Below are 25,788 nucleotides of genomic sequence, written 5' to 3'. Positions count from 1 at the left end.
TAGACAATATATGAAAAAGAGACATTACATAACTGCAGCCTGCTTTTCGGTGATGAGTCTGTTTACGACTTCTTGCTTGAATCTGGAACCGCAGGCACAAATGGGCGACAATCTGGTTTGGAATACAGCCGATAATTTCCAACTGTTCGCCAATCAGTTTTATGGCTGGACACGTGACATTTATTTATCAGGTACGGCTACTTACGGCAATGGCGTGAGCGACGGTCCGCACAGTGACTTCCGTTCGGATTTGCTTGCCACTTCGTCCATCAATGTATATAGCCAGGGAACCAATTCCATTCCGAGTGAAGATGAAAACTATACCAATCTGTATAAACGCATTTATTACACCAATCTGTTGTTGGACCGTGCCGAAAGTTTCGGCGATCAGGAAGCGATTGCCGTACCCGTGGGCGAAGCGAAGTTCTTCCGTGCTTACCTTCATTTTGAGTTGGTGCAGATATGGGGCGATGCGGTTATATTGACGCAGCCTCTTGACATTGACTCGCAAGAACTGTACGGTCCGAGAAACGACCGTGGGGAAGTGATTGATCAGATTATCACTGACTTGCAGGACGCTGCCGAACTATTGCCGGAAGCCGCTTCCGAGGCTGGCCGCTTGACCAAAGGCGCGGCTTTGGCGATGCTTTCAAGGGTTGCTCTTTACGAAGGTACCTGGCAGAAATTTCATGAAAAAGGTGCAGATGCCACTTCTAACACAGATCGCAGTACGGCATTGTTGACCATAGCCAAGGATGCCGCCAGTCAGGTTATCACAAGTGGTGACTACTCTTTGTTTTATAGTGAGGCTTTGGGTGACGAGAGTTACCGCTATATGTTTATCTTGGAAGACGGTATACAGTGCAACCCGGCCAATCTTTCGAAAAGCTCGAACAACGAATACATCCTTGCGCATCGCCACCGTTATGGCGACCGTCTGAGTACGAACATTACACACGGCATTCTGGAAGGTGCAACGTGGCTGACACGCAAACTGGCAAATATGTATCTGTGTTCTGACGGACTTCCTATCGACAAGTCTTCACAATTCCTGGGATATGCAGACGTTACGGATGAATACCAGAACCGTGACAACCGGATGAGCAATACGTTTTTGATGCATGGCACACGTTTCTGGGACAATGAGTCGGCAACGTCACGCACGACATGGACAGATGCAGATCTGGAGAATGCACGTACGGCAGATGTACGCAGCAACAGCGGTTACCGTCCCCATAAATGGGCGATAGAGCGTCAGGCGCAAGATAACTTTGAATCGATGGACTTTCCCGTAATCCGCTATGCTGAAGTGCTGTTGAACTATGCAGAAGCAACCTATGAACTGAGTGGCAGCATTTCGGATTCCGACCTTGACATGTCGTTGAATCTGGTTCGTTTGCGTTCCAATCCCAATATGCCGAAACTGAGCAACAGCCTGGTAAACAATAACGGACTTTCCATGCGTGAGGAAATCCGCCGCGAACGTACGGTGGAGCTGATTATGGAAGGGTATCGCATCGATGACTTGAAGCGTTGGGCTACAGCCGAAACTGAAATGCCTCAGGATCAGCTTGGAGTTCTTGTGACCGGGACTTGGTTTGAAACCAACTGGGCAACACAGGCACGTCCGCTGAACGGTGAAGGTTGCATTATCCTTTACAGCGACCGTACATGGAGTGACCGGAATTATCTTTATCCGTTGCCTTCCGACCAATTGCAGTTGAATCCTGAATTGGGACAGAACCCGGGTTGGGGCAACAATTGAAGTATCACATTTTAAACAAGAACAGTTATGAAACAGATAATGAAATACAGTTGGGGATGCCTGTTGGCTTTGGTTCCTGCACTGATAATGCCTTCTTGCGAAGACGAAGCGACGGTGGGTGATTTGACGTCGGCGGTGATGCCTGCTTCCATCGAACTGATCGTGCCTGCTGAAGTACAGCAGTACATTTACACAGATGAAAACGGCGCAAAGGTGTTGCCTATGCTGAAAGGAGAAACCGTTCAGATGAATTATGGCTTGCAGCCGGAAAATGTGACTTATTCGGATGTAATATGGACTTCTACCGTTCCGTCTGTGGCAACGGTGGAAAACGGACTGGTTACGGCTGTAGAAGGCAACGGCGAGAGTGCCACGGTCATTCAGGTTGCTCCGGAAGGAATGTTTTCGGGAAGCGGCATTTATGACAATGTGCGTGTCGTGGTGTCCAATACATTGGTGCAGGCAGAAAGCATCAGCATTGAATCGGAAGCTGACGAACTTTATGCGAGTGAAACCTTGCAGCTGACTGCTGCTATCCTGCCGGAGAACGCTACTTATCGGACGGTTAGCTGGAGCAGCTCGAATGAAGCAGTGGCTACTGTCGACCAGAACGGCTTGGTAACAGGTCTTGTGAATGAAGACATACAGGCATCCGTTACCATTACCGCTACTTCTTTGGACGGTTCGCAGGTGTATGGGACAAAAGAACTTGTTGTCAACCAGATGGTGCAGCCGGAAGAAGTGACCATCGATCAGGCTTATTCAGTGGACAACGGTTATTATTGTGCCATAGCGGATAAGGCTTTGACATTGAATTACACGACGGTCCCTGCACAATGTACCACTTCTTTGATAGAATGGACTTCCGACAATGAGGAAATAGCTACTGTTGAGAACGGTGTCGTAACCTTTAACCAAGCAGGTGTGTTCGGCGATGTGACAATCACGGCTTCTTGCCCCGCTACCGGAAACTCGTCTTCCATTAAACTGAATCTGGCAGCCGGATTGATTCGCGAACTTTTCCATAAAGAGGATAATGTAACATGGAGTGCAGATCCGAGTCATTGTTCATCAGAATGGGGTTATGGAACATTTACTTTGATTTCGAAGGCTACCAGTGGAAAACGCCGTCTGGATTTCATGGCTCAAAATGTTTATTTCCATGCCGGAAATTATCCATTCTTAGCTCTTCGTTTGCAGTATGCCGGAGATATGGAGAATGTAAGCGGCAAGTCTTTTAAACTTGATGCTTCAGGTGGTACATGCAACGGTCAATCATTTAGCGGTGAACTTGGCGGTGGAAGTGAAAAATGGGATCAGACCTGGAAATGTAGTGATGGAAGCCGTATCGTTATTTATGATCTTTCAACTCAGGCTTGGAAGGGATTTGTATTGCCTGCTACGGATGTGGCGAAGGTTAACAAATTGACCTTTAAATATGCGGATATTGTATTGAAACAAGAAACAGGTGAGCAGCTTCGCAGTGCTATTTATTGGATTCAGACCTTCAAGACCTTGGAAGAAGTGGCAACTTATATCCAGTCGGAAGGACTGACTTACGAAGTGGTGGAATAAATTTAATAGAATGCGATTATGATAAAGAAAATGACATTTATATCTGGTCTGGCACTGCTGTTGGCAGTGCAGACCTCCTGCCGAGAGAATGAATTTGGTACGGTAGACTTGACGATGCCCGAAGATGTATACGAACCGGTAGAAGCGCAATATACGTACAATCATCCGTGTGCGATGTATAATCAGGCAGATTTCGACCGTGTGAAAGCAATGCTGGACGATGGCAGTGCGCCGCAAGCAGTGAAAGCAGAGTTTGAGAATTTGAAGCAGAGTTCGTTGACGGTTCTTCCTTATACAGCCGAACCGCAGGAAGAAATCGTGCGTGGCGATGCTACAGGAACTGCTGCCGGGAGTGAAAACTATCGTTATGCGATGGAGGACGCTGCCGCAGCCTATCAGATGGCGCTGCTTTGGAAGTTGACCGGTGATGACCGTTATGCTGAAAATGCCGTAGAAGTGCTTAACGCCTGGGCAGATATATGCAAGGAAATTACTTCGAATGATGCCAATCATAAGCTGGCAGCCGGTGCGCAAGGGTATACTTTTGCCAATGCTGCCGAGATATTGCGGACATATGAAGGATGGAACGGCACAGACTTCAACGATTTCAAGACCTGGATGACCAATGTGTTCGCTTCGCAAAACCGTGATTTCCTCGACAATCATCAAGGTTCGGACAACTGTGCAGAGCATTATTGGTCTAACTGGGACTTGGTGAATATGGCTTCTTATCTTTCAATCGGTATCTTGACCGAGAACGATGATATGGTGAACTACGTGGTTAACTATTTCTATCAGGGAGCAGGCAACGGATGCATCAAGCAGCTGATTCGCGGCGAACATACCGACCCCTTGGGCACGGGTGAAGATATCTTCCAGAACCAGGAGAGCGGACGTGACCAGGGACATGCTGAGATGTCGGTTATGGTGGCTGCTAACCTTTGTCAGATTGCCTATACGCTTTATCAGGCAAACCCGTCGGTCGCCCAGCTGGATTTCTTTGCTGCTGATGACAATGCCATTATGAAGATGGGCGAATACGTAGCGTTGTCCAACTTGCGTAATGGTACGGATAATCAGAACAGTACGGGAAGCTGGTTGGTTACTGCTACTCAGATGCCGTTTGCGACTTATGAATATTGCATCGACTGCTCTTGCCGTGACAAGAATCACGGTGCAACCCATACGCAAATGGCAGATGATGAAGGTCGTGGCAGCATTCGTCCGGGCTGGGAAATACTGTACAACCATTATGCAAAGGTGGCAAATGTGGGCAGTGGATATACATATGCCAAGCAGTTTGCCGACAAGCTTCGTCCCGAAGGCGGAGTTGGTGAGCCGGGAAACCGTTACGGTACGAACAGCGGGGCTTTCGACCAGCTGGGGTGGGGAACTTTGATGCTGTACCGCGAATAAGTAACCGTTGGCTTTAGGATATTCTCAATAGGTATCCACATAAATTTTTCAGGCAGAATCATGGCAGAGGTATGTTCTTGCTGTGATTCTGCTTGTTTTATGTGGATTCTTTCCGCATCCGCCCTGTCTGCAAGTCCTGCCTGTTTGTTTATAAGGCTTTATTTTCAGTTTTCCTTTAAATCCATCTCTCCGCTGAACGAGATGCTTTGCCTTTGCGTTGGCTGGACATACAGGGAGGCGTTCCCGTTTTTGTATACCGTGAGCCGGTAGATGTATGAGTCTTCATCGTTTCTGAGGCTGACGGTGATTTCAGTTTCACCTTTTTTCTTCGTTTTCTTTTCATAGTTTTCAATCGGTGCACTGAAGTTCAGCGCTTTTCCTCCGCCGTAAGGGATGCTGTATGCTCTTCCGGCATACGGGAGATAAGAAATGAGCGAGTCGTTGCGGACCGTGACGGAATAGTCGGTAGTGAGCGGCCGTCCGGGTCCCTTGGATGGAATCATATAATTGATGTCGATGGTGTATCGGTCAGCCTCGAGCGCTTTCCGTACGTTTTCTTCTTTTGCTGCCTCTTTTTCTTTGCGGGTTTGTGAAAAAGCCGGCAGTGCCATCCATGTAATCAGAATGAGAAGCAGTGTTTTCATGTTGCAGTAATTTAAAAGTTTCTTCAAAGATAATGCATTTGAAGAAATGATGATCCGGATTGAGTAAATTTAGCCTTGATACGTATTTATTATAAAAAGACAAGTCAATATGATTGAAAAACTGATAAGTAAAATAGTGCTGGTGCTATTGGTAATATCCCTTTCGTCATGTTCGCAAAGGGGGGATGCAATTTATGATTTTTCTCCGCTTGACTCTATTATCGGATGCTGGATTGATAAAGGATATTATCCGGGAGCAGCTATTTGTGTGGTAAAGGATGATTCTGTGGTGTTCAGCAAATGTTATGGAAGCTTTACTGGAGAAACGAAGGTTTATGTCGCTTCTGCCGGGAAATGGGTGGCAGCGGCTGTGGTTGGGGCTGTCGTTGATCGTACTCCGTTGGATTGGGATGATACGGTGGAAGAATGGATTCCTTTGTATAGGGGAGATCCGAAAGGGAAAATTTCGCTCAGACATTTGCTTTCCCATACATCGGGTATCCGTCCTTATCTTCCCGAGCCAAGGGTGGACAATTATAATCACTTGGATTCGGCGGTCATGGAGATTCTGCCGCTTGACACGGTGTTTGCGCAGGGTACACGCTTCGAGTACGGAGGACTGGCAATGCAGGTGGCCGGACGTATGGCGGAGATGGCGGCAGGAAATGAGTTCGAGTATCTTTTCCAGACACTGATAGCCGCTCCGCTTGGCATGGAAAACTCGCACTTTACCCCCATAAATACAGACGGAGGTCATGCCCCGATGTTGGGCGGAGGCCTGTGTACGACCTTGAACGACTACATGCGTTTTCTCGACATGATTTATCATGGCGGAACTTATTGGGGGAAAACGATCCTGAACCCCGAAACGGTGAAGGAGATGCAGGCTGACCAAATAAAAGGGGCGGAGGTACTTCCCGGGGAGTATGTTGAAAAGGCTATTGGAAAATGTCATAATGGAATTTACGGCTTGGGAGAATGGCGGGAGCTTATAGATGAAGATACAGGTGAAGCTTATCAAATCAGTTCGCCCGGGTGGGCGGGGGCTTATCCGTGGATTAACAAGCGTGATGGTGTTTATGGCTTTTTTATCGCTCATGTTGTCGGAGGTTCCGAGAAGGACGGTTTCTCTTCATTCTATGGCAGTTCCGTTATTTCAAGGACTGTGTCGGATATTGTGAAATAAATGAGATAGGATATGAAAAAGAAAAGGTGGATTTTTGTTTTGCTGGCCTTGCTGGCTTTCCGGCTTTCTGCTGCCGAGTGGCAATGGTCTGTTGCCGTCAAAGAGATGGTTTCTGCTGAAACCGACGGACATCCACGTGCGTTTTTGTGGATTCCTCCCACTTGCCGGCAGGTGAAGGCCGTGGTGATGGGACAGCACAACATGACGGAAGAGCCTCTTTTTGAGATGCCCTCTTTCCGTACGGAACTGGAGAAGGCAGGCATAGCGCTGGTTTGGATTACTCCGGGGCTCGACCAGCAATGGAATGTGTTGACGGGAGTGCAGAAGGCGTTTGAAGCGATGATGGATGAATTGGCGGATGTCAGCGGATATACTGAATTGAAATACGTTCCGATTGTGCCTTTGGGACATTCTGCCATGGCTACTTACCCGTGGAATTTTGCGGCATGGAATCCGGAGCGCACATTGGCGGTGATTTCTTTTCACGGGGACGCGCCGCGAACGAATCTGTGCGGCTACGGAAGAGAGAATCTGGAGTGGGGGAGAAACCGCAACATCGACGGCATTCCGGGGCTGATGGTTGAGGGCGAGTACGAATGGTGGGAAGCGCGGGTCAATCCGGCTTTGGCTTTCCGGATGATGTATCCGGAGAGTTGCATTTCTTTTTTGTGTGATGCGGGCCGCGGGCATTTCGATATCAGCGAACAGACTGCCTCATACATCGCCTTGTTCCTGGAAAAGTCGCTCGATGCGCGTTATCCCTCTGCCCAGCCTGTTGACAGGCCGGTCAAACTCAAGCCAGTCAGGGTGAAAGACGGGTGGCTTGCCGAACGCTGGCGTGCCGACGGCAGAAAACGTGCGAAGCCGGCTCCTTATGCTTTGTACCGAGGGGACAGGCATGATGCCTTCTGGTACTTTGACAGGGAAATGGCAGAGCTGACCGAAAGGCGTTACAAGGAATCGGAGGGGAAGAAGATGCAATACCTGGGAGTCGTTCAGCATGGGAAGCTGCTTGAATACGACCCGAAACTTCATGCGGGCATTGTGATGGATTTTGTCCCCGAAGCAGATGGACTGACGTTTCATCTGAAAGGAGTATTTACCGATTCGCTGAGGTCTTCTTTTTCGGATGATCACGCATCGGGAGAGATTCATGTCGACAGGATCTGCGGTCCGGCAGAAAAGGTGAATGACACAACGTTTGCCGTCCGCTTCTATCGCATGGGAATGTACAACAAGCGGAGGACGAATGATATATGGCTTCTTGCCAGCCAAAAGGGGGACACCCATTATAAGAGTGCCGTCCAGCAGCTTACGATGAGGATACCGTATCGGAACCGTGCAGGCAGGCGGCAGCACATCCTTTTTCCGGGGCTGGATGATGTGGAGGCAGGTACAACGGCAGTGGAGCTTCATGCAGTGTCCGATTGCGGGCTTCCTGTTTATTACTATGTGAAAGAAGGCCCTGCTGAAATCGTTGGCGGCAAGGTGATGTTGTCGGAGCTTCCTCCCCGGGCGAAATATCCGGTGAAGGTGACGGTCGTAGCCTGGCAATATGGCATCGGCGGAAAGGTCGCTACGGCTGAGCCGGTGGAGCGGAGTTTTTATATAAAGAAATAAACTGTAATCGTTATGAAATTAAGACTTTTGTTTTCAACTTTAGCCTTGGGCGTTTGCGGGCTGCTTTCTGCACAGTCTGTTTACCCCGGCTTGTTTCAGAACAAACTGAAAGTTGCTTCACAAGCGGAAGAGTCTGCCGCATGTTTTGAATTGAAGGACGTGCGCCTGCTTCCCAGCCGATTCCGCGAGAATTTGGAGCGTGATTCGGCTTGGATGGTTTCTATCGGGGTCGACAGGCTGCTTCACAGTTTCCGTACCACGTCGGGCGTCTTTGCGGGCCGTGAAGGAGGGTATATGACCGTGAAGAAGCTGGGGGGATGGGAGTCGCTGGACTGTGAGCTTCGCGGACACATCACCGGCCATCTGCTGTCTGCCTATTCGTTGATGTATGCCGCTACGGGAGGCAATGTGTTCAAGCTGAAGGGGGACAGCCTGGTGGCGGGGCTGGCCAAAGTTCAACAGGCATACGGCAACGGCTATTTGAGCGCGTTTCCTGAGGAACTGATAAACCGGAATATTCGTGGCGAAAGCGTGTGGGCACCCTGGTATACGCTTCATAAGATTTTTTCGGGACTGATAGACCAGTATCTTTATGCAGACAATCCGCAGGCTCTGGAAGTTGTGTGCCGGATGGGGGACTGGGCCTACGAGAAGCTTCGGCCGTTGGATGAGGCTACCCGCAGGAAGATGATCCGGAATGAGTTCGGCGGCATCAATGAATCGTTCTACAACTTGTATGCGCTGACCGGCGACGAGCGTTACCGCTGGCTTGCCCGATTCTTCTATCACAATGAAGTGATCGACCCGCTGAAAGAGGAAAAGGACGACTTGGGGACGAAGCATACGAATACGTTTATCCCGAAGGTCCTGGCCGAAGCGCGCAACTATGAGCTTTCGGGCGACGGGGAAAGCAGGTCGCTTTGCGAATTTTTCTGGAATACGATGATTGACAGGCATACTTTCGCTCCCGGGTGCAGCAGTGACAAGGAGCATTATTTTGATCCGGATCAGTTTTCAAAGCATATCACCGGATATACGGGTGAAACTTGCTGTACGTATAATATGCTGAAGCTCAGCCGCCATCTGTTCTGCTGGAATCCTTCTGTCAAGGTGGCAGACTATTACGAGCGTGCATTGTACAATCATATATTGGGCCAGCAGGATCCCGCAACGGGCATGGTAGCCTATTTCCTTCCGTTGAAATCCGGAACGCACAAGGTATACAGCACTCCCGACCAGTCTTTCTGGTGCTGTGTAGGAAGCGGGTTTGAGAGTCATGCCAAATATGCTGAGAGCATCTACTATCATAACCGTGAAGGATTGTATGTGAACCTTTTCATTCCTTCCGTATTGCACTGGAAAGAGAGGGGGATGAGTGTGCGCATGGAAACGGATTTTCCGGAAAGCGAGTGTGTGAAGCTGGAGGTTTCTGCGGAACAGCCCGTACGCACCGCATTCTATCTGCGTTATCCTTCCTGGAGCGGAAAGGTGTCTGTCTGCATTAACGGGAAAAAGGTGAAGGTGGGGCAGAAGCCGGGGTCTTATATTGTGCTCGACCGTGAATGGAAAGACGGCGACAGCATTGAACTGACATATCCGATGGATTTTCGTCTGGAACAGACTCCTGACAATCCGGATGTTGCAGCATTGTTGTATGGTCCCGTAGCCTTGGCAGGAAAATTGGGAACGGCGGGAATGGAAGCCCCTGCTCCGTTTTCTGACCCTGCCCGGTACAACGATTATTATACGTATGATTACCATATACCGGCAGATCTGCCTGTCGTCTTGAAGTGCGACAGAAAGCGTCCCGGAAAGAATATCAGACGCACGGATGGGGGGCTGAACTTTGAAACAGCCGGCGGACAACGCCTGTCGCCTTTGTATGATGTCCATCGCCAGCGGTTTGTCGTTTACTGGAATCTGGATTCGGAATAGTAGGATTTCGTGTTTTGTTTCTTTATCCAACGGGCGGTTTCCCGTGGCGTGCTTTATCTCCAGTTTAGAGATGTAAATCTTTAGGCTGGAGATATATGTCTTTAGCCTGAAGATACACATCTTCAGCCTGGAGATAAACTTCTTTTTCCGAAGGAAAGGCCGGCATGTTGCAGACATGTGTCTTTGTTGTCCGTGTCAGAGCTTGCTGTATTCATTGGGTGTGAAGCCCGTGTGCCTTCGGAAGAAGCGTGCCATATAAGACACCGTATCAAAATGGAAAAGCACGGCAAGTTCCTTCACCGAGATGTCGGTGGTGGTGAGCAGCCGTTTCATCTCCAGAATAATCTGCCTTTCAATCAGTTCTTTGGGAGTAACGCCGATGGTTCTGGCGGTTATCCTTGACAGGTAGTAAGGCGTGATGCAGAGCTTTTCGGCATAGAATTTCACGTCGTGGCGCGAATGGCAGTGCTCCACCAGCAGGCTGCAAAAACGGTTGAAGAGCCGGCGTGTAGAGCTTATCGGCTGTATCTGTGACCGGCTTTCGGAAACGACAATGCTTTCCAGTCCGATGAAAAAGTTCTGCATGTGATTGCGCAGCATCATATACGCTGCCTTCTCCGCGCTGCACTGCGTAATCCATAGAAACTGTTTCTCCCATGTTTCCACCAGATTCCATTGTTCGGGCGTGGAGTGAAAGATCGAGTTGTCATAGAGGAGGTCGAAGAACTACGACGAAAGGGTAAATGTAGCTTCGTCAAACATTTCGGACGAAATCTCAATCTGCTTTACGGAAAACAGTTCCGACACATCGTTTACGACAAACATGGTATCGGGGAAAATCAGTATGACATCCCTTTTCCTGACGGTGCGGGGCTTGAACTCTGCTGAAGCCGTGGCCATCCCTTCTTCACAGAAGATCAGGATGCACCCGTCTGTGCGGATACTCTTTCCTTTCACATCTTTCCAGTCGGAAGTGCTGTATATAAACGTTTTCTTTTTCTCAGGCATACCTGTTTCTGTTTTTACTGCAAAAATAGAAATTTATCGTCTTTTTCTGTTTTTCTGTTTTCAAAAGTATCCTTTTTGTACGCTGAAACGTATCACTGGGGTGGGCGAAGTCACCCTGCTTGGGTCAAACTACGGTATGCGCATCTGGCTGAAGCCTGATGTGATGGCCCAGTACGGCGTGGTGCCCGGTGATGTGACTTCGGCGCTGAATGCGCAGAACATCGAATCGGCTACAGGTTCGTTCGGCGAGAACTACGAAGGTGTATTCCAGTACACGATGAAATACAAGGGCCGTCTTGTCACGCCGGAAGAGTTCGGCAGTATTGTCATCAAGTCGCTTCCCACAGGCGAAGTGCTTCGTCTGAAGGATGTGGCACGCATTCAGTTGGGTGATGAGGCATACAACTACAGGAGCATGACCAACGGAAAGCCCGGTGCCTTGTTCATGGTTTATCAGACGGCAGGATCGAACGCTACGGAAGTCATTACGCAGATTGACGCGCAGGTGGAGGAGATGTCGGAAAATCTGCCCAAAGGGGTAGAGTTTGCCGAACTGTACTCTACGAAAAACTTCCTCGACGCTTCCATGCACCAGGTTGTGAAGACACTGTTCGAGGCATTCCTCTTGGTGGTCATCATCACCTACGTGTTCTTGCAGGATGTGAAGTCGATGGTGATTCCCGCCATTTCGATTCTGGTGTCGCTGATCGGTACGTTCGCTTTCATGTCGGTTGCGGGCTTCAGCATCAACCTGCTGACGCTGTTCGCTTTGGTGCTTGCCATCGGTATTGTGGTTGACGATGCGATTATCGTGGTCGAGGCGGTGCAGGCCAAGTTCGATGTGGGATACAAGTCGTCTTATATGGCTACGTTTGACGCGATGGGCGGCATCACCTCTGCCATCATTACCACCACGCTGGTTTTCATGGCGGTGTTTATTCCCGTGTCAATGATGGGAGGCACCAGCGGCACATTCTACATGCAGTTCGGTCTGACCATGGCTGCTGCTGTAGGTATCTCTGCCATCAATGCCCTGACGCTTTCGCCCGCTCTCTGTGCGCTGATGCTCCGTCCGTACCTGGATGAAGAAGGGCAGATGAAGAAGAACTTTGCCGCAAGGTTCCGCACGGCATTCAATGCGGCATTCGGTGTGGTATCCAACCATTATATGGGAGGCGTGCTGTTCTTTATCCGCCGGCGCTGGATGGCTGTGGGCATATTGGCCTGCGCTGTGGCTGCTCTGGCCTGGATGATGAACACCACCAAGACCGGACTGCTGCCCGATGAGGACATGGGCAGCGTGATGGTGAACGTCACTACGCCTCCGGGCAGTTCCATTGCCCGCACTTCAGAAATTATGGAAAAGATCGAACGGAAGCTGGATAGCATTCCCGAAATCAAGATTGCTTCGGAAACGGCCGGATACGGACTGATTGGAGGTGCCGGACCGTCGAGCGGCATGGTTATCGCCATGCTGACCGACTGGAGCGAACGCAAGGACAAAGAACAGGCGATTGATGCGGTGCTTGCAAAGATTAATGCGTTTGCAGCCGACATCCCTGATGCGAACATCTTTGCCATGGCTCCTCCGCTGATTGACGGCTACGGTGTGGCCAACGGTTTTGAGATTTACCTGCAAGACCGTGCGGGCGGCAGCGTGAATGAGCTTTATTCGGTGGGGCAGGACTTTATTGCTGCACTGTCGGAACGGCCGGAAATCGGATCTGCCTATACTACGTTTAACGTGAATTTTCCGCAATATCTGGTTGAGGTGGATGCAGTCAAGTGCCAAAGAGCGGGCACGACGGCTGATGCTGTGCTCTCTACGCTGGCAGGGTATTACAGCGGCCAGTATGTGTCGAATTTCAACCGCTTCAACAAACTTTACCGCGTGATGATCCAGTCGTCGCCCGAATACCGTGTCACGCCGGAATCGCTTGACAGGATATTCACTCGGGTGAACAATGGGGAGATGGCTCCTCTCAGCCAGTTTGTCACGCTGACCAAGGTGTACGGTCCTGAATCGCTGGCGCGATTCAACTTGTACAGTGCGATGGGTATCAATGGTGAGGCGGCGCAGGGATACAGCTCGGGGGATGCGATCAATGCCATCCGTGAAACGGCAGCCGAAGTGTTGCCTCGCGGTTACGGATATGAGTTTGCGGGCATCAGCCGCGAGGAGAGCCAGACCACAAACAATACTGCCGTCATCTTTCTGATATGTACGGTGTTTGTCTACCTTATCCTGTGCGGACTGTATGAAAGTTTCTTTGTGCCGTTTGCCGTTATCTTGGCTGTGCCGTTCGGACTGATGGGCAGTTTTGTCTTCGCCAAACTGATGGGACTGGAGAACAACATTTACATGCAGACAGGGCTTATCATGCTGATCGGACTGCTGGCAAAGACCGCTATTCTGCTTACGGAGTATGTGGCAGACCGCCGTCGGGCAGGCATGTCGCTTGTACAGGCAGCACTGGCTGCGGCTCGTGTCCGTTTCCGTCCCATCCTGATGACCGTGCTGGCGATGATATTCGGCTTGCTGCCGCTGATGTTCGCCAGCGGTGCGGGAGCCAACGGTAACTCGTCGTTGGGCTCGGGCGTTGTAGGTGGCATGATATTCGGCATTCTTGCCATCCTGTTCTTTGTGCCCGTGTTCTTCATCCTGTTCCAGTATATACAGGAGCGGGTGAAGCCGGTAGAGTTTCTGCCGAATCCCGATTGGGAAATACAGAGTGAGATAGAAGCCATTGAAGAAAAGAAAAAAGAGAAAGAATGATGAAACGGATCTTTATCTTGTGCAGTGCCGTCATCCTGCTGGCGGGCTGCCATATCTATAAACCTTATTCGCGTCCTGACATACAGACTGACGGACTTTACGGCGAGGATGTGCAGGCGGAGGATACAGTTTCTATCGCTTCCCTGCCTTGGACGGATTTGTTTTCTGACCTCCGGTTGCAGTCGCTCATCCGTGAGGGACTGGAGAATAACGCCGATTTGGGCATCGCCCGCTTGCGGGTGAAGGAGGCGGAAGCTGCATTGTTTTCGTCGCGGCTTGCTTATCTGCCTTCCCTGTCGCTGAATCCGCAAGGACAGCTGAACAGCTACGACCACACAAAAACAGACAAAACATATACTATTGCCGCTTCTGCCGGTTGGGAAGTCGACCTTTTTGGGAAACTGACAAATGCCAAGCGTGGGGCAAAAGCTGCCTTGGAGCAAAGCGATGCATACCGTCAGGCGGTGCAGACGCAGCTTATCGCTACCATTGCCAACAGTTATTATAATCTGCTGACACTCGACCGCCAGTTGGATATCAGCCGCCGTACGGCCGGGTCGTGGGCGGAGGTGTTTCGCACCTATGAGGCGAAGAAACGGGTAGGAGAGGCGACAGAGGCTGCCGTAGCACAGGCAAAGGCAAACAAACTGGCGGTGGAGGCTTCTGTGCTGACGTTGCAGAAACAGATACGGGCACAGGAAAATTCCCTGTCTGCTTTGTTGGGAAGGACTCCCGGCCGTATTGAGCGTACCACACTCAAGGGCCAGTGTTTTCCTGACAGACTGTCGGTGGGCGTGCCTTTGCAGTTGCTGAGGAGCCGTCCCGATGTGCGTCAGGCTGAAGCTGCTTTGGCTCAGGCATTTTATAGCACGAACGGTGTCCGGTCTGCTTTCTATCCGGGCATCACATTGAGTGGTTCGGCAGGATGGACCAACAATAATGGGGCGGTAATCATTAATCCGGGCAGCTGGTTGCTGGGTGCAGTAGGTTCGTTGGTTCAGCCTCTTTTTAACCGGGGCCAAAATATTGCCGCTTTGCGTGTTGCCAAAGCGCGGCAGGAAGAAGCGCTGCTTTCTTTCCGCCAGAGTTTGCTGAAAGCCGGGAATGAAGTGAACGACGCGCTTATGCAATGGCAGACCGCAGACTCACGGCTGAAGATTGTCGGCGAGCAGGTGGCAGCATTGCGGTCGGCCGTGAATGACACGCGGAAACTGATGGAGTATAGCAGCGCATCCGGCTATTTGGAAGTGTTGACGGCTCAGCAGGCCCTGTTGCAGGCAGAACTGACAGAAGCAAATGACGCATTTGATAAGATACAGGGAATGATCAATTTGTATCATGCCTTGGGCGGTGGTGTAGAATAAGGAGTGGAATGAAGCCTTGGGAAGAAGAGCCTGTTGGATTTTTATTTTGATTCTGTTTGGAAGTTGAAGAGCAGGTTGCCTTTCTTGTCCGAAGGGGCAGGAAAGGCAACTCTGGCTGTCTGTTGGAAGGTGTGTCGAAACATGAACCAACTTTCATTTTGTCATTGGTGACAAAGCGAAGGATTTCGGAAGCATAAGCTGATACATGCGAGATGTTTCACTTCGTTCCCTTAGTCATTGCTTTTTGATAGCCAACTTTTGTTTTGACACATCCTTTATTTCATTTCGTTCAGCGAGGCTCTGATGCGGCTTAATGATTGCACTGTGATGCCTAGATAAGAAGCTATGTATTTCATTGGAATTTGCTGAATGACTTCCGGATATTCGTTTAAAAGAGTCATGTAGCGTTCGAAAGCATTCTGTTTCCACAAATCCATGAGCCAGTTTTCGTAAAGCAGGATGAAGTTTTCCAGCATTTTGCGTCCCAGATTGGCCATTGTTATCGATGAGTAGAAATGCTTGTGCAGCTCTTTTTTGGAAAGGCAGATTGCTTCGCTTTCTGTCATGGATTCGAACGACAGGCGGGATGGTTTGTCGGATATGTATCCCCATGCGGAAAATACCAATTCTCCCGGTGTGGCAAACCATGCAGTGGCTTCTTCTCCATACTTGAAGTGATAGGCTCTCCAGATGCCTTTGGTTATGATATAGACGTTGCTGTCGATCTCTTCCTTGTGGACGACAGTATAAGAAATTTTATAATAAACTGATATTATGCTCTTTACAATTATAAATAAGAACATTGTTTGCAATTTAGTACCATTTTAGCACCATATACCTTACTGCATAATCAATATATCATAATGTGTCCTTAAAACACTTCCGCATAGGAAAGCAGAGAGAAAAATTATGTTTCGATGTCCTGTTAACGATGTGACATGGATGTTTCCCCTTAAAAAGAAAAAGGAGTCGTTTATTTCATTCTTTGTCAAATCTTTTATATTATAAAAAACATCTCCCTGTTGCTTAATACACAGGGAGATATTTTATTTGAGATGTTTACTTGATTACCTGATTCCCCGTGGACCAAGTAGCCTTCTCCATCGGCTTCTTCTTGTTGAGTGCCATGACACCCACCAGTCTGTGCGGAATGTACATTTCTTCCAGATAAGCCATGTCGTCCGATGTCAGCTTCAGGTCGAGGGCGGTGACGGCTCCTTCAATGTGGTGCAGCTTCGTAGCGCCGACTACGGGTGAAGCTACTTTCTGTAAGAGCCATGCAAGGGCAACTTGCGTCATCGTCACGCCGTAACGGTCGGCAAGTTCGGCAACACGGGCGATGATAACGCCATCCTGTTCGGCGGTGGCGTCATACTTCATCTTGGCTACGCCGTCCTCTTCCTGACGTTTCGATGTTTCGCCCGGACGTTTGGAGAGGCGACCGCCTGCCAGTGCGCTGTACGGGGTCAAGGCGATATTATCTTCTTCGCAGAGGGGGACCATTTCGCGCTCTTCCTCGCGGAACAGCAGGTTGTAATGCCCCTGCACGGATACGAACTTCGCCCAGCCGTTGCGGTCGGCAATGGCATTGGCTTTGGCAAGCTGCCAGGCAAAGCTGTTGGAGATGCCGATGGCGCGTACCTTGCCTGCCTTTACCGCGTTGTTCATGCCCTCCATGATTTCCTCAATGGGCGTGTTGTAGTCCCACATGTGGCAGATATACAAGTCCACATAGTCCATACCGAGATTTTCAAGGCTCTTGTTAAGCATACGCTCCACATGCTGCTGCCCGCTGATCCCGGCGGCAATCTCGTCGGCGGTGCGCGGCAGGAACTTAGTGGCTACCACCACATCTTCCCGTTTGGCAAGGGGGCGGAGGGCACGTCCCACGTATTGCTCGCTCGTGCCGCTTTGGTAAGCAATGGCGGTGTCGAAGAAGTTCACGCCCAGTTCCAATCCACGCTTGATGATTTCGCGGGACTGTTCCTCGTTGATAGTCCATGTGCAAGGTCCCTGCGTAGAGTCGCCGAATCCCATGCATCCCATGCAGATGCGGGATACGTTCAAGTCTGAATTTCCAAGTTTGATGTATTCCATAATGATAAATTTGAATGATTAATAATCGAATTGTGCCTCACAAATCATTTTGACGCAAGCCGGGTCGCGATGGTCGAAGATGGTGCTGCGTCCGGTGTCAAGTTTGGCGATAGTTGCCATGTCGTCGGCATCCAGCTCGAAGTCGAACACATCCATGTTCTCGCGCAGCCGTTCGGTGTGCGTCGATTTGGTAAGGACGATGATACCGCGTTGGATGAGCCAGCGCAAGATGACCTGTGCCACGCTCTTGCCTGTCTTGGCGGCAATGGCTTTCAGCGTTTCGTCTTGGAAGATGGCGGGATTCTGCGCGAACGGACTCCATGCCTCCAGACATGTGTCATATCCGCCGAGGAACTGCTGCGTCGCGATTTGCTGGCAGTAGGGATGCACCTCCATCTGGCATACCGCCGGGATGAGCGTGTTGTGCAAAGTCAAGTCCATGAAGCGGTCGGGGAAGAAGTTGCTCAGCCCGATAGCCCGGATTTTCCCCTCCTTGTACATTTCCTCCATTGCCCGCCATGCGCCGAACACATCGCCGTAAGGCTGATGGATGAGGTACAGGTCGAGGTAGTCGGTCTGCAACTTGCGTAGCGACTTCTCCACAGCCGCCCGTGCACTCTCGTACCCTGCATCCTTAATCCACAGCTTGGTGGTGATGAACAGTTCCTTGCGGTCGATGCCGCTTTTCTTGATGCCGCTGCCTACGGCTTCCTCATTGCAATAAGCCGATGCGGTGTCGATAGAGCGATAGCCCAGACGGATAGCCTCGCACACACTGTTCTCACACTCTTTTTTGGACATCTGGTAAACGCCCAGCCCCAAAATAGGCATTTCCACGCCGTTGTTTAACTTTATTTTCTCCATTGTATTTTCTATTGATGTTAATTCTTTCCTGCATAAACCTGCGTCATGCCGCCATCAACCGTCAACTCGATGCCCGTGATGTATTTGCTCAAATCCGACGCAAGGAATACCACGGCATCGCCCAATTCCTCGCTTGTGCCGACACGCCCAAGTGGGATTTCCGAAGAAACACGGTCGGCGTATGCCTGCACATCGGCAGCGCTCATGCCCTGCACCACTTCGTACCCCTCGGTAGGTATCACACCCGGACTGACGGCATTGACACGGATGCCACGGCTTTTCAAGTCGGTCGTCCAACTGCGGGCAAAGGAGCGGACGGCGGCTTTCGTGGCAGCGTACAGTCCGAAGCCCGGCAATCCCATGTAAGCTGTAATGGAGGCGTTCAGGATGATGGAAGCCCCGTCGCGCAGGATGGGCAGCAGGGTCTGCACGGTGAGGTACGTGCCCCATACGTTCACATCGAACGTGCGGCGGTAGTCCGCTTCCGTTGCCTCCTCGAACGGGATAGCCTTGCCTCCGCCTGCATTGGCAAAGATGATGTCGAGCCCGCCTTTTTCCTCCTTGATGATGTTTGCCAGCCGGAGCATATCGTCCTTGTTGGAAATGTCCGCCTGCACCGCCTTTACGCCGCTGCCCAACTTGGCGGCTGCCTGTTCCAATACCTCCTTGCGCCGTCCGGTGATATAGACGAATGCGCCTTCTTCCATCAGCCTCTTTGCAGTACCGAAGCCGATGCCGCTGCTGCCGCCTGTCACGAGGGCGACTTTGCCTGCCAGTAATTCTTTCTGTTTCATAATTCTATTGCTTTTAGAATGTTAATATTCATGCTGTTTCTTTTGCCCTGCTGGTAGATACCACGTATGTCCCGGCGATAACCAGCACCGCCGCCAGAGGCTTGTCCCATGAAAAAATGTCCTGCCCGACGCAGATTGATACAATCGGCTGTAAATTCATATAGACGCTGACGGTGGTCGCCCTCAGATATTTCATGCCGAAAGGGGTGAGGAAATAGGCGATGGATGTAGCCAATATTGCAACAAACGCCAACTCCCATACGCCAGTCCAGCCCCATGAAGTAGAAAAGAGTGCTTGTTCGGAATATTCGGTGCAGCCCAATGGAACAAGGATGATTGCCGCAAAGAGGAACATCCATTTCATTTGCGTCACCGTGGTGTATTTCTGCGCTACCGAGCGGATGATTATCAGATAAACGGAAAATGCTGTTACGCTGATAACCGCAAGGAATATTCCCCACAGATTGTTTTTACCCGATGCGGAATTGTCTATCTGCGCAATCATCAGCAATGCTCCGGCAATACCCAATACAACGCCTGCCATTTTCTTTCCAGTAATCGGTTCTTTCAGGAATATGGCGGCAAGTAGCATCACAACCAGCGGACTTAATGCTACAATCAGCGAGAAATAAACAGGTGAGGTGTATTGCAGGCTGACTGCTGTCAGGGATTGCGACACGACAAATCCCATGATACCGCCCATAGCGATAATCGCCAAATCTTTCGGGGATACTTTCTCTTTGGGCAAGAAACTTTGTATAATCCAGAAGATAATAGTTGCCACGAGTGTACGTGATGCCATATATCCGAACGGCGTCATCCATTGACTAAGCAGAGCCTTACTTATCGGAATGTTCAGTCCGAATATCAAGTTGGCACACAGGACAGCCACATGACCTTTCCATTTCTCTGACGCACTTCCCATAGGTTATTCTTATTTTCCTTTTCGTGCTTGCAATGTATGCTCCAACCGTTGCGAGCCAAGTTCCGCAGCCTCAAATGATACTTCCTGCTCAATGAGCATCAGTATCTCGTGCAGCTGTTTCTCCGTCACGCCAACATTCAGCGCACCGCCGTAGTGCGATTCCACCATTGGCTCCTTGATAGCGGCAAGGGCAGACACGGTGGTAATCTCCCGCTCGACATACGAAAGCAGGTCACGAGCAAAGAGGTCGGCAAAAAGATGCTCCTTCAGGCAGAAGTCCAGCAACGGATTGAAACCGAAGAAGCCGCTGCGCAATTGTTCTGCCGTCATACCCGCGCAAAACATTTGCAGCCGTTCACCTCGTGCATACTTGCTTTCGCTCTCGTCAAGGGGCGATGCTTCTCGTCCCTGCTCGTCGTGTATGCCTTTGCTGCGCCGTTCATTCACCAGGTTCATAAACACAGTGGTTGCCCGGCATGTCGGAGCAAAACCCACGTAGCAATACAGATGTACAATCTCCTCATTAATCTCGTTGATGGTCATGCCGAAGTCCAGAGCATCTGCCAAGACTTTCTTCAATCCCTCCACGTCGGTGGTGGTGATAGCCGTATGAATGGAAATCAAGGCGATGTGCGCCTGCCGTTCCGTAAGATGTTTCAGTTCCATAATCTAATCCTTTGTTTTTATCTGACGATGCAAAATTACAGCGTTCCCTACCGAAAGCCGTTATACTGATTACTGAACGTTTGATACGGATAACTGAAATCTGGATAAAGGGTGAAACTATTAGAAAACAATACCTTATATTTGCAGTAGCAAACAAGAAAAGAATACTTATGAAGAAAGTAGAAAGAGTAAATATAGACGCATACAACAAGTATATGGGCGTGGAAACGCTGCATCCATTGGTGAGCATTATCGACTTTTCCAAACTGTCGCCCATACACAGTTTCCTATTCAACATAGACTTTTATGCCGTGTTCCTGAAGGAGGCGAAGAACGGAACTTTGACCTACGGACGGCAGTATTACGACTATCAGGAAGGAAGCATTGTCTGTATTTCTCCGGGACAGGTTATCGGTGCGGAAGCAACGGAAGAAATCTTCCAACCGCAAGGTTGGGGGCTGCTGTTTCACCCCGACTTGATTGTCGGCACGCCGTTGGCAACAAAGATGAAGAAATACACCTTTTTCGCCTACGATGTAAACGAGGCGTTACACCTCTCCGAACGGGAAAGGCACATCATCCTTGACTGTTTCGACAAGATAACGGAAGAACTCAATCGTCCGATAGACAACCACAGCCAGACGTTGGTCTGTGTCTATATCGAGTTGCTGTTAGACTATTGCACACGCTTCTACGAACGCCAGTTCATTACCCGTAAGAAAGTCAATACCGACCTGCTGACCCGTTTCGAGAAACTGTTGCACGATTATTTCAACTCCCGCCAGCCGATGCAGTCCGGCTTGCCTACGGTCAAGTATTTTGCCTCCGAGCTTTGCCTTTCGCCCAACTACTTCGGCGACCTGATAAAGAAAGAGTGCGGAAAGTCCGCGCAGGAATACATCCAAGACACGGTTATCTCCATTGCCAAAGACCGCCTGCTTGACACCTCAAAGAGTATCGGGCAAGTGGCAGAAGAATTAGGGTTTCAATATCTGCCCTATTTTAGTCGGCTGTTCAAGAAAAAAGTCAGGAAAACGCCGGGAGAGTATCGGTTACAAGGGTAAATGCGGATGAAAATTGGATGTTGTCTCCATGTTATACTTTACAATGGAATAAGGATTTCAGATATTTATTTGAAGAAATTATCAAACAAAAAACATTTTAACGCCATAGCGGTTCATCCTGCCAGTCTTGTGGGATGCCTATCGCCTTGTAATCTACGCTTGGATATTGTTCCAGCAAGGATAGGAAATGCTGCTTCATATCGTTGTGGGGCGATATGATGTCGATAAACCACTTGATGATGCAGATTTCATAAAATGTCCTATGTGGGGGTACAGCATCGCTTATCCAAGGCCGTTTCATTTTCCGTGCTACCATCGGGTTGATGGCGTATTGCCTGTTCCATACCCTTGCGTGGTGGCAGCAGGAATTTCGGGTAAGCGTTATGACTGTCAGCCATGAAGTAAAAACGGGAGCGGGTAAATCGTAACAGGCTGCAATCTTTTTCTTCAACGGATTGGACTTGATATTCTCATAGATGCGGGTCACGACACCCATCGGCAATATCTCCACGAGCATCCATGCCGGAGGATAGGCATTGCTGTACTTGCTCTTGAAGTGCAGGATGAAATCCTCCTTTGAATTATTGACCTCCTTGTCTATCAGTTCCATCGTGCGGCTGAACTTGTTGGGATTGGAGAACAAGGTAGCATCAGTCATCCAAAAGATGTTTCCGGTCTCTTTCGCCACGACATTGGCCAAGGTGCTGCGTAGGGAAACCTCAATCTTCTCAATCTCATTGAACATGAAAAGACGGAGTTTCTTGTCGAACCGATAAAGTTTGATTGCCGCTTCAAAGCTGCTTCCCTGCTTGAAAATCTGCCTGTCTTTAGGAATTTCAAGGAAAGGATAGAAGTATGCGCTTAGCCTGTAATAGCCTATGTTGCGGATATATCGGCAGACACGCTCCTTGTCATCGAAAACAAGTCCTCTTTGGGATAGCAACTCGGCCAAATCCTCCGGGCTGTTGTATTGTTTCGGGAAATTTATTGTCATTGGGGTATAAAAATAAAACGACCCCCGATTTGAGCATTGTTAAGAGGCTTGGGGGTTCTCGTGCTGCAAAGGTAAGCAAAGATTTGCATACAACCAAATATATTTTTCCTTTTCATCCAAAAACTTTACTTGCCCGCCTCTTTGCTCTTTCCGAATTTATTTGTTTTTGTTGTCCGATGCCTCTTGAACAACTCTGAGTTGCTTCCTGAATATCGTCAAAGTGGAATCCACTCCAACCGTTTCCACCAGCTTCTCGTATGCCCCGACGGTCACGGCCAGTTCAGGGTACAGTTCGTTGAGCATGACCGTGGTCACTTGGTACTTGTCAGCAACCGTTCTCAACTGCCTGTTTTCCTCCCGGTATTCATGCCATCGTACCCAACTAATGGCAAACAGGGCAAAGAACACGAGCGTGAAAATGACACCAGACCATGCGTAAGGATTCTTGTACCAGCCATCGGGTATTTTGTCCCATAGCCGCCTGATACCGCTTATCGCTCTGTCTGGGCGGATTGCCTGCCAAAGTTTCCGTGTGAAGCCTTGCTTTTGCTGTGCCTTTTGTGAAATCTGTTTGCCTTGCTTCACGTGGTCAGTAAGCATTTCCAATATCTTGTAGAGCAAATCCTTGGTGGTGGGGATGCCACGCTCGCGCATATTCTTGTCGTTGGCATCGGTGTATGCCTGCAAGCTCACAATCATTTCATCGCCCAATGACCTTTTGCTGTCCTCGATGGCTTCCTTGCTCCCGAAAATGCCGTTGATGTTCTCCGGCGTGTTGCCGCCAAAGAAACGTATGACAGGCTCCAGATCCGACGCAAGCCTTTTTACCGCCTCGTCCTTGTCCGGAGCGTCCTTTGTGGCCAGTATCTTCTTGATTTCCTCGATGTCCTCCGCCAATGCCCCGATAAGGTCGGCTATGTTCTGCAAGTTATCTTTCATCTTCTCATCTTTATTGGTTTATGTTTCTTCTTTTCCTTGTCGTTCTCGCCCCAGCCGTTTTCGTTTCCTCCACCGCCACCGCCGGATGAAACCTTGGCTTGGTGAGGTTGGACGCACAACTCGATAAGTGCGTTGATGCCCACTTGGACTGTGCCTGTATTCGTATCGGCATCGGCGAAAGTTCCGCTGCCGGATGCTTCTGCATGGCCATCGGTAGAATAGGCTTTATCCGTCTGTTCAAATGAATTGTCCGGTTCATATATGGTTTCCGTTTGGCTTGTTCCGCTTTCAGCCGTTGGTCGGGTATGGTACAGATTGTTTCTCCATTCCAAGCCCTCGGCGATACGGCCTCCGAACTGCTTGTCCAGCTTAAAAAAGCCCATGCTGCGGTCTATCCGTGAACCGCTGAACAATATTCCATCTTTCGTGGGCGACGATTTCATTTTTTGCGAAACTCTTTCTTTCCTGATTGTCTGTCAGCAAATGAATTTCATCTTCGCTCAGACTCTCTCTGTCGGAAAGTACCTTAATCCATTCTTTCATGTCAGTAAATGTTTTATACGTGAATATTGACAAGCCATTTGTTCAGTCTTTTTTTCAACAGATACATGCTGGATACGAAGGTGAAGAACTCTGCCAGCGGAACCGTAAGCCATATGCCGTTATCTCCCCAAAGAATGGGGTAGATCATGATTCCTAAAACAACGAACAGCAGGCCTCTTTGCAAAGATACAAGTACGGAGGTCCGTGCATCGCCAAGTGAAGTGAAAAAACTGGACGACAGGATATTGGAACCGTTCAGAAGAAAGGCAAAGGCGCAGATGCTTGCTCCGATGGAGGTTATCTTCAGCACATCGCTTCCTCCGTCTGCAAAGAATTGGGAAATGATAAACTCATTTCCGAAAAACATGATGCAGAACAGGATGATACCGATGGCTGTGTTGGTCTTGAAGCCTAGGAACAGTGTAGCCTTCACCCGGTTCAGATGCCCGGCTCCGTAGTTGAAGGACAAAATTGGGACAATGCCATCCGATAATCCGATAAACATTTGGATACCCAAGTTCAACAGATAGTTGATGGGTGTGAATGCAGCCACTCCGACTTCTCCCCAAGTCTGCATCATCACCCAGTTGAAAAGCAAAACCGTTATGCCGGCGGACAATTCGGACAACCCTTCTGATGAGCCGTTGTACGTCATTTTTCCTAACAGCTTGAAGGAGAAATGTCCTTTTCTGAGGTTGACCAGACTGTTCTTTTTAAGTAGGGTTGGCGCCATGACTGCAAACCCGCTGGTAAATGCGATGCCTGTAGCTAATCCGGATCCTGCTGTGGACCATCCGAATGCGCCGACAAAAAGAATATTCAAAAGCAGATTGAGCAAGACGGTGCCTCCGAGTACAAGCATGGCAAAATAGGGGCGTCCCATGGCTTTCAGCATATAATCGCATAAGAATGTGAGCAGCATGAACGGGAAAAACAAGGAGAATGCCCGCACATATGACACAGTGTAGGGGAGCAATACTTCGTTTGCGCCCAAAAAACGGCACAGCGGTTCTGCTGCAAGCACGAAAACGCATCCCATGACAAGAGCTAGGGCAGACAGCGACCAAAAAGCTGTACGGAAGGCACTATGTGCTCTTGTGTAGTCTTTGCTCCCCAATGACATGCTGACAATGGCCTGGCAGCCTACACCAACAACGACGGCAAGTGCAGTCATGAATGTATATATCGGGACAAAGATGCTGATGCTTGCCAAGGCTTCTGTCCCGACATAGTTTCCTAGCACGGCACCGTCAATCATTGGCTGAAGCCCAATAAACAATAACCCAATCACCCCTGGAATTGCAAATTTTCGGAATAGCGCAGGAATCTTTCCTGTTGCTAATAATTGTTCTTCTTTTGTGAGATGCATAGAATCTGATTTTTTATTATTGAGTTGTTTGCAAAAGTAGGCCTTTAGGTTCGCTTCGGATTTATCATTGTGGTAAAAAATGGAAATTTACGACATTCTCATCCACTTTTTTTCTTTCCCTTTATTTTTCTCTTCTTTTCTTTCTCGCGCGCATATATTATATATAATGTGCAGGCCTTTCCTTCTCCTTGATCCGTCTTTCATTTTTTCTCGTCCTCATTCCGCTGTATTCCAGGCGGTTGCT

The 25,788-nt window shown here is 49.5% G+C and carries 21 protein-coding genes and 2 pseudogenes; 9 read left to right on the top strand and 14 right to left on the bottom strand.

Annotated elements, in window-relative coordinates:
- Positions 1-10: 10 nt before the first annotated feature.
- From QUW60_RS06580 to QUW60_RS06570, 3 genes are read left to right on the top strand one after another with little or no spacing between them, the layout of a single operon-like run.
- Positions 11-1,765: a RagB/SusD family nutrient uptake outer membrane protein gene (locus QUW60_RS06580; protein ID WP_289559347.1), complete on the top strand. Its 1,755-nt coding sequence runs from the start codon at positions 11-13 to the stop codon at positions 1,763-1,765.
- Between the two features lie 27 nt (positions 1,766-1,792).
- The gene (locus QUW60_RS06575) at positions 1,793-3,340 is read left to right on the top strand and encodes a DUF4979 domain-containing protein (protein ID WP_289559336.1); all 1,548 of its coding nucleotides are present in this window, start codon (positions 1,793-1,795) and stop codon (positions 3,338-3,340) included.
- A gap of 30 nt (positions 3,341-3,370) precedes the next feature.
- Entirely contained in the window at positions 3,371-4,756 is a 1,386-nt protein-coding gene (locus tag QUW60_RS06570; RefSeq protein ID WP_289559335.1) for an alginate lyase family protein, read from the top strand.
- Between the two features lie 164 nt (positions 4,757-4,920).
- On the opposite strand, the gene QUW60_RS06565 is transcribed toward QUW60_RS06570, so the two are convergent.
- Positions 4,921-5,400 (bottom strand): DUF4251 domain-containing protein, encoded by a 480-nt coding sequence (locus tag QUW60_RS06565; protein WP_289559333.1) that lies wholly within the window; start codon positions 5,398-5,400, stop codon positions 4,921-4,923.
- Positions 5,401-5,509: 109 nt separating this feature from the next.
- Between QUW60_RS06565 and QUW60_RS06560 the strand changes: the two genes are divergently transcribed.
- Genes QUW60_RS06560 through QUW60_RS06550 form a run of 3 tightly spaced genes read left to right on the top strand, consistent with a single transcriptional unit; the run spans position 5,510 to position 10,141 of the window.
- Entirely contained in the window at positions 5,510-6,586 is a 1,077-nt protein-coding gene (locus tag QUW60_RS06560; RefSeq protein ID WP_258339105.1) for a serine hydrolase domain-containing protein, read from the top strand.
- Between the two features lie 12 nt (positions 6,587-6,598).
- The gene (locus QUW60_RS06555) at positions 6,599-8,206 is read left to right on the top strand and encodes a hypothetical protein (protein ID WP_289559330.1); all 1,608 of its coding nucleotides are present in this window, start codon (positions 6,599-6,601) and stop codon (positions 8,204-8,206) included.
- 12 nt (positions 8,207-8,218) lie between these two features.
- The gene (locus QUW60_RS06550; protein WP_289559328.1) at positions 8,219-10,141 is read left to right on the top strand and encodes a glycoside hydrolase family 127 protein; all 1,923 of its coding nucleotides are present in this window, start codon (positions 8,219-8,221) and stop codon (positions 10,139-10,141) included.
- 195 nt (positions 10,142-10,336) lie between these two features.
- Here the strand turns inward: QUW60_RS06550 and QUW60_RS06545 are convergent, their stop codons facing one another.
- Both QUW60_RS06545 and QUW60_RS06540 read right to left on the bottom strand, forming a co-directional pair.
- The gene (locus tag QUW60_RS06545) at positions 10,337-10,744 is read right to left on the bottom strand and encodes a helix-turn-helix domain-containing protein (RefSeq protein WP_289559326.1); all 408 of its coding nucleotides are present in this window, start codon (positions 10,742-10,744) and stop codon (positions 10,337-10,339) included.
- A gap of 123 nt (positions 10,745-10,867) precedes the next feature.
- Positions 10,868-11,149 (bottom strand): hypothetical protein, encoded by a 282-nt coding sequence (locus QUW60_RS06540; protein ID WP_289559324.1) that lies wholly within the window; start codon positions 11,147-11,149, stop codon positions 10,868-10,870.
- Positions 11,150-11,237: 88 nt separating this feature from the next.
- On the opposite strand from QUW60_RS06540, the pseudogene QUW60_RS06535 reads away from it, so the two are divergent.
- Together QUW60_RS06535 and QUW60_RS06530 are read left to right on the top strand one after the other, a co-directional pair.
- Positions 11,238-13,925 (top strand): annotated as a pseudogene (locus QUW60_RS06535) (efflux RND transporter permease subunit); the annotation flags it as partial.
- Positions 13,925-15,289, top strand: coding sequence for an efflux transporter outer membrane subunit (locus QUW60_RS06530; protein WP_289559433.1), 1,365 nt, complete (start codon positions 13,925-13,927; stop codon positions 15,287-15,289). The pseudogene QUW60_RS06535 and the gene QUW60_RS06530, both read left to right, overlap by 1 nt.
- A 275-nt stretch (positions 15,290-15,564) precedes the next feature.
- Here QUW60_RS06530 and QUW60_RS06525 read toward each other — a convergent pair whose 3' ends face one another.
- The 6 genes from QUW60_RS06525 to QUW60_RS06500 all read right to left on the bottom strand — a co-directional run bounded on the left by QUW60_RS06525 (position 15,565) and on the right by QUW60_RS06500 (position 20,635).
- Entirely contained in the window at positions 15,565-16,092 is a 528-nt protein-coding gene (locus tag QUW60_RS06525; RefSeq protein ID WP_289559321.1) for a Crp/Fnr family transcriptional regulator, read from the bottom strand.
- Between the two features lie 256 nt (positions 16,093-16,348).
- The gene (locus QUW60_RS06520) at positions 16,349-17,386 is read right to left on the bottom strand and encodes an aldo/keto reductase (RefSeq protein ID WP_289559319.1); all 1,038 of its coding nucleotides are present in this window, start codon (positions 17,384-17,386) and stop codon (positions 16,349-16,351) included.
- Positions 17,387-17,404: 18 nt separating this feature from the next.
- Entirely contained in the window at positions 17,405-18,250 is an 846-nt protein-coding gene (locus tag QUW60_RS06515) for an aldo/keto reductase (protein WP_289559317.1), read from the bottom strand.
- A gap of 17 nt (positions 18,251-18,267) precedes the next feature.
- Entirely contained in the window at positions 18,268-19,044 is a 777-nt protein-coding gene (locus QUW60_RS06510; protein WP_289559315.1) for an SDR family oxidoreductase, read from the bottom strand.
- 28 nt (positions 19,045-19,072) lie between these two features.
- Positions 19,073-19,969: a DMT family transporter gene (locus tag QUW60_RS06505; RefSeq protein ID WP_289559313.1), complete on the bottom strand. Its 897-nt coding sequence runs from the start codon at positions 19,967-19,969 to the stop codon at positions 19,073-19,075.
- A gap of 9 nt (positions 19,970-19,978) precedes the next feature.
- Positions 19,979-20,635, bottom strand: a complete 657-nt coding sequence (locus tag QUW60_RS06500; protein ID WP_289559311.1) for a carboxymuconolactone decarboxylase family protein — start codon at positions 20,633-20,635, stop codon at positions 19,979-19,981.
- Positions 20,636-20,805: 170 nt separating this feature from the next.
- Here QUW60_RS06500 and QUW60_RS06495 point away from each other — a divergent pair, with 170 nt between their 5' ends.
- Positions 20,806-21,699, top strand: coding sequence for a helix-turn-helix domain-containing protein (locus QUW60_RS06495; RefSeq protein WP_289559309.1), 894 nt, complete (start codon positions 20,806-20,808; stop codon positions 21,697-21,699).
- A 97-nt stretch (positions 21,700-21,796) separates the two neighbouring features.
- Here QUW60_RS06495 and QUW60_RS06490 read toward each other — a convergent pair whose 3' ends face one another.
- From QUW60_RS06490 to QUW60_RS06470, 5 genes and pseudogenes are all read right to left on the bottom strand, one after another.
- Entirely contained in the window at positions 21,797-22,693 is an 897-nt protein-coding gene (locus QUW60_RS06490) for an Abi family protein (RefSeq protein WP_258339092.1), read from the bottom strand.
- A 156-nt stretch (positions 22,694-22,849) separates the two neighbouring features.
- Positions 22,850-23,632: a hypothetical protein gene (locus tag QUW60_RS06485; RefSeq protein ID WP_289559307.1), complete on the bottom strand. Its 783-nt coding sequence runs from the start codon at positions 23,630-23,632 to the stop codon at positions 22,850-22,852.
- Positions 23,629-24,060: pseudogene (locus QUW60_RS06480) on the bottom strand (relaxase/mobilization nuclease domain-containing protein); the annotation flags it as partial. The pseudogene QUW60_RS06480 and the gene QUW60_RS06485, both read right to left, overlap by 4 nt.
- Positions 24,002-24,175 carry a hypothetical protein gene (locus QUW60_RS06475; protein ID WP_289559303.1) on the bottom strand — a complete coding sequence of 58 codons (174 nt, stop codon included), beginning with the start codon at positions 24,173-24,175 and terminating at the stop codon, positions 24,002-24,004. The gene QUW60_RS06475 and the pseudogene QUW60_RS06480, both read right to left, overlap by 59 nt.
- 13 nt (positions 24,176-24,188) lie before the next feature.
- Positions 24,189-25,544, bottom strand: a complete 1,356-nt coding sequence (locus QUW60_RS06470; protein WP_289559300.1) for an MATE family efflux transporter — start codon at positions 25,542-25,544, stop codon at positions 24,189-24,191.
- Positions 25,545-25,788 lie beyond the last annotated feature (244 nt).

It is taken from the genome of Bacteroides gallinaceum (assembly GCF_030373775.1).
GTDB lineage: Bacteria > Bacteroidota > Bacteroidia > Bacteroidales > Bacteroidaceae > Phocaeicola > Phocaeicola excrementipullorum.
The sequence above is the reverse complement of the archived record's forward strand: the minus strand, read 5'-3'. Positions and strand labels throughout refer to the sequence as shown.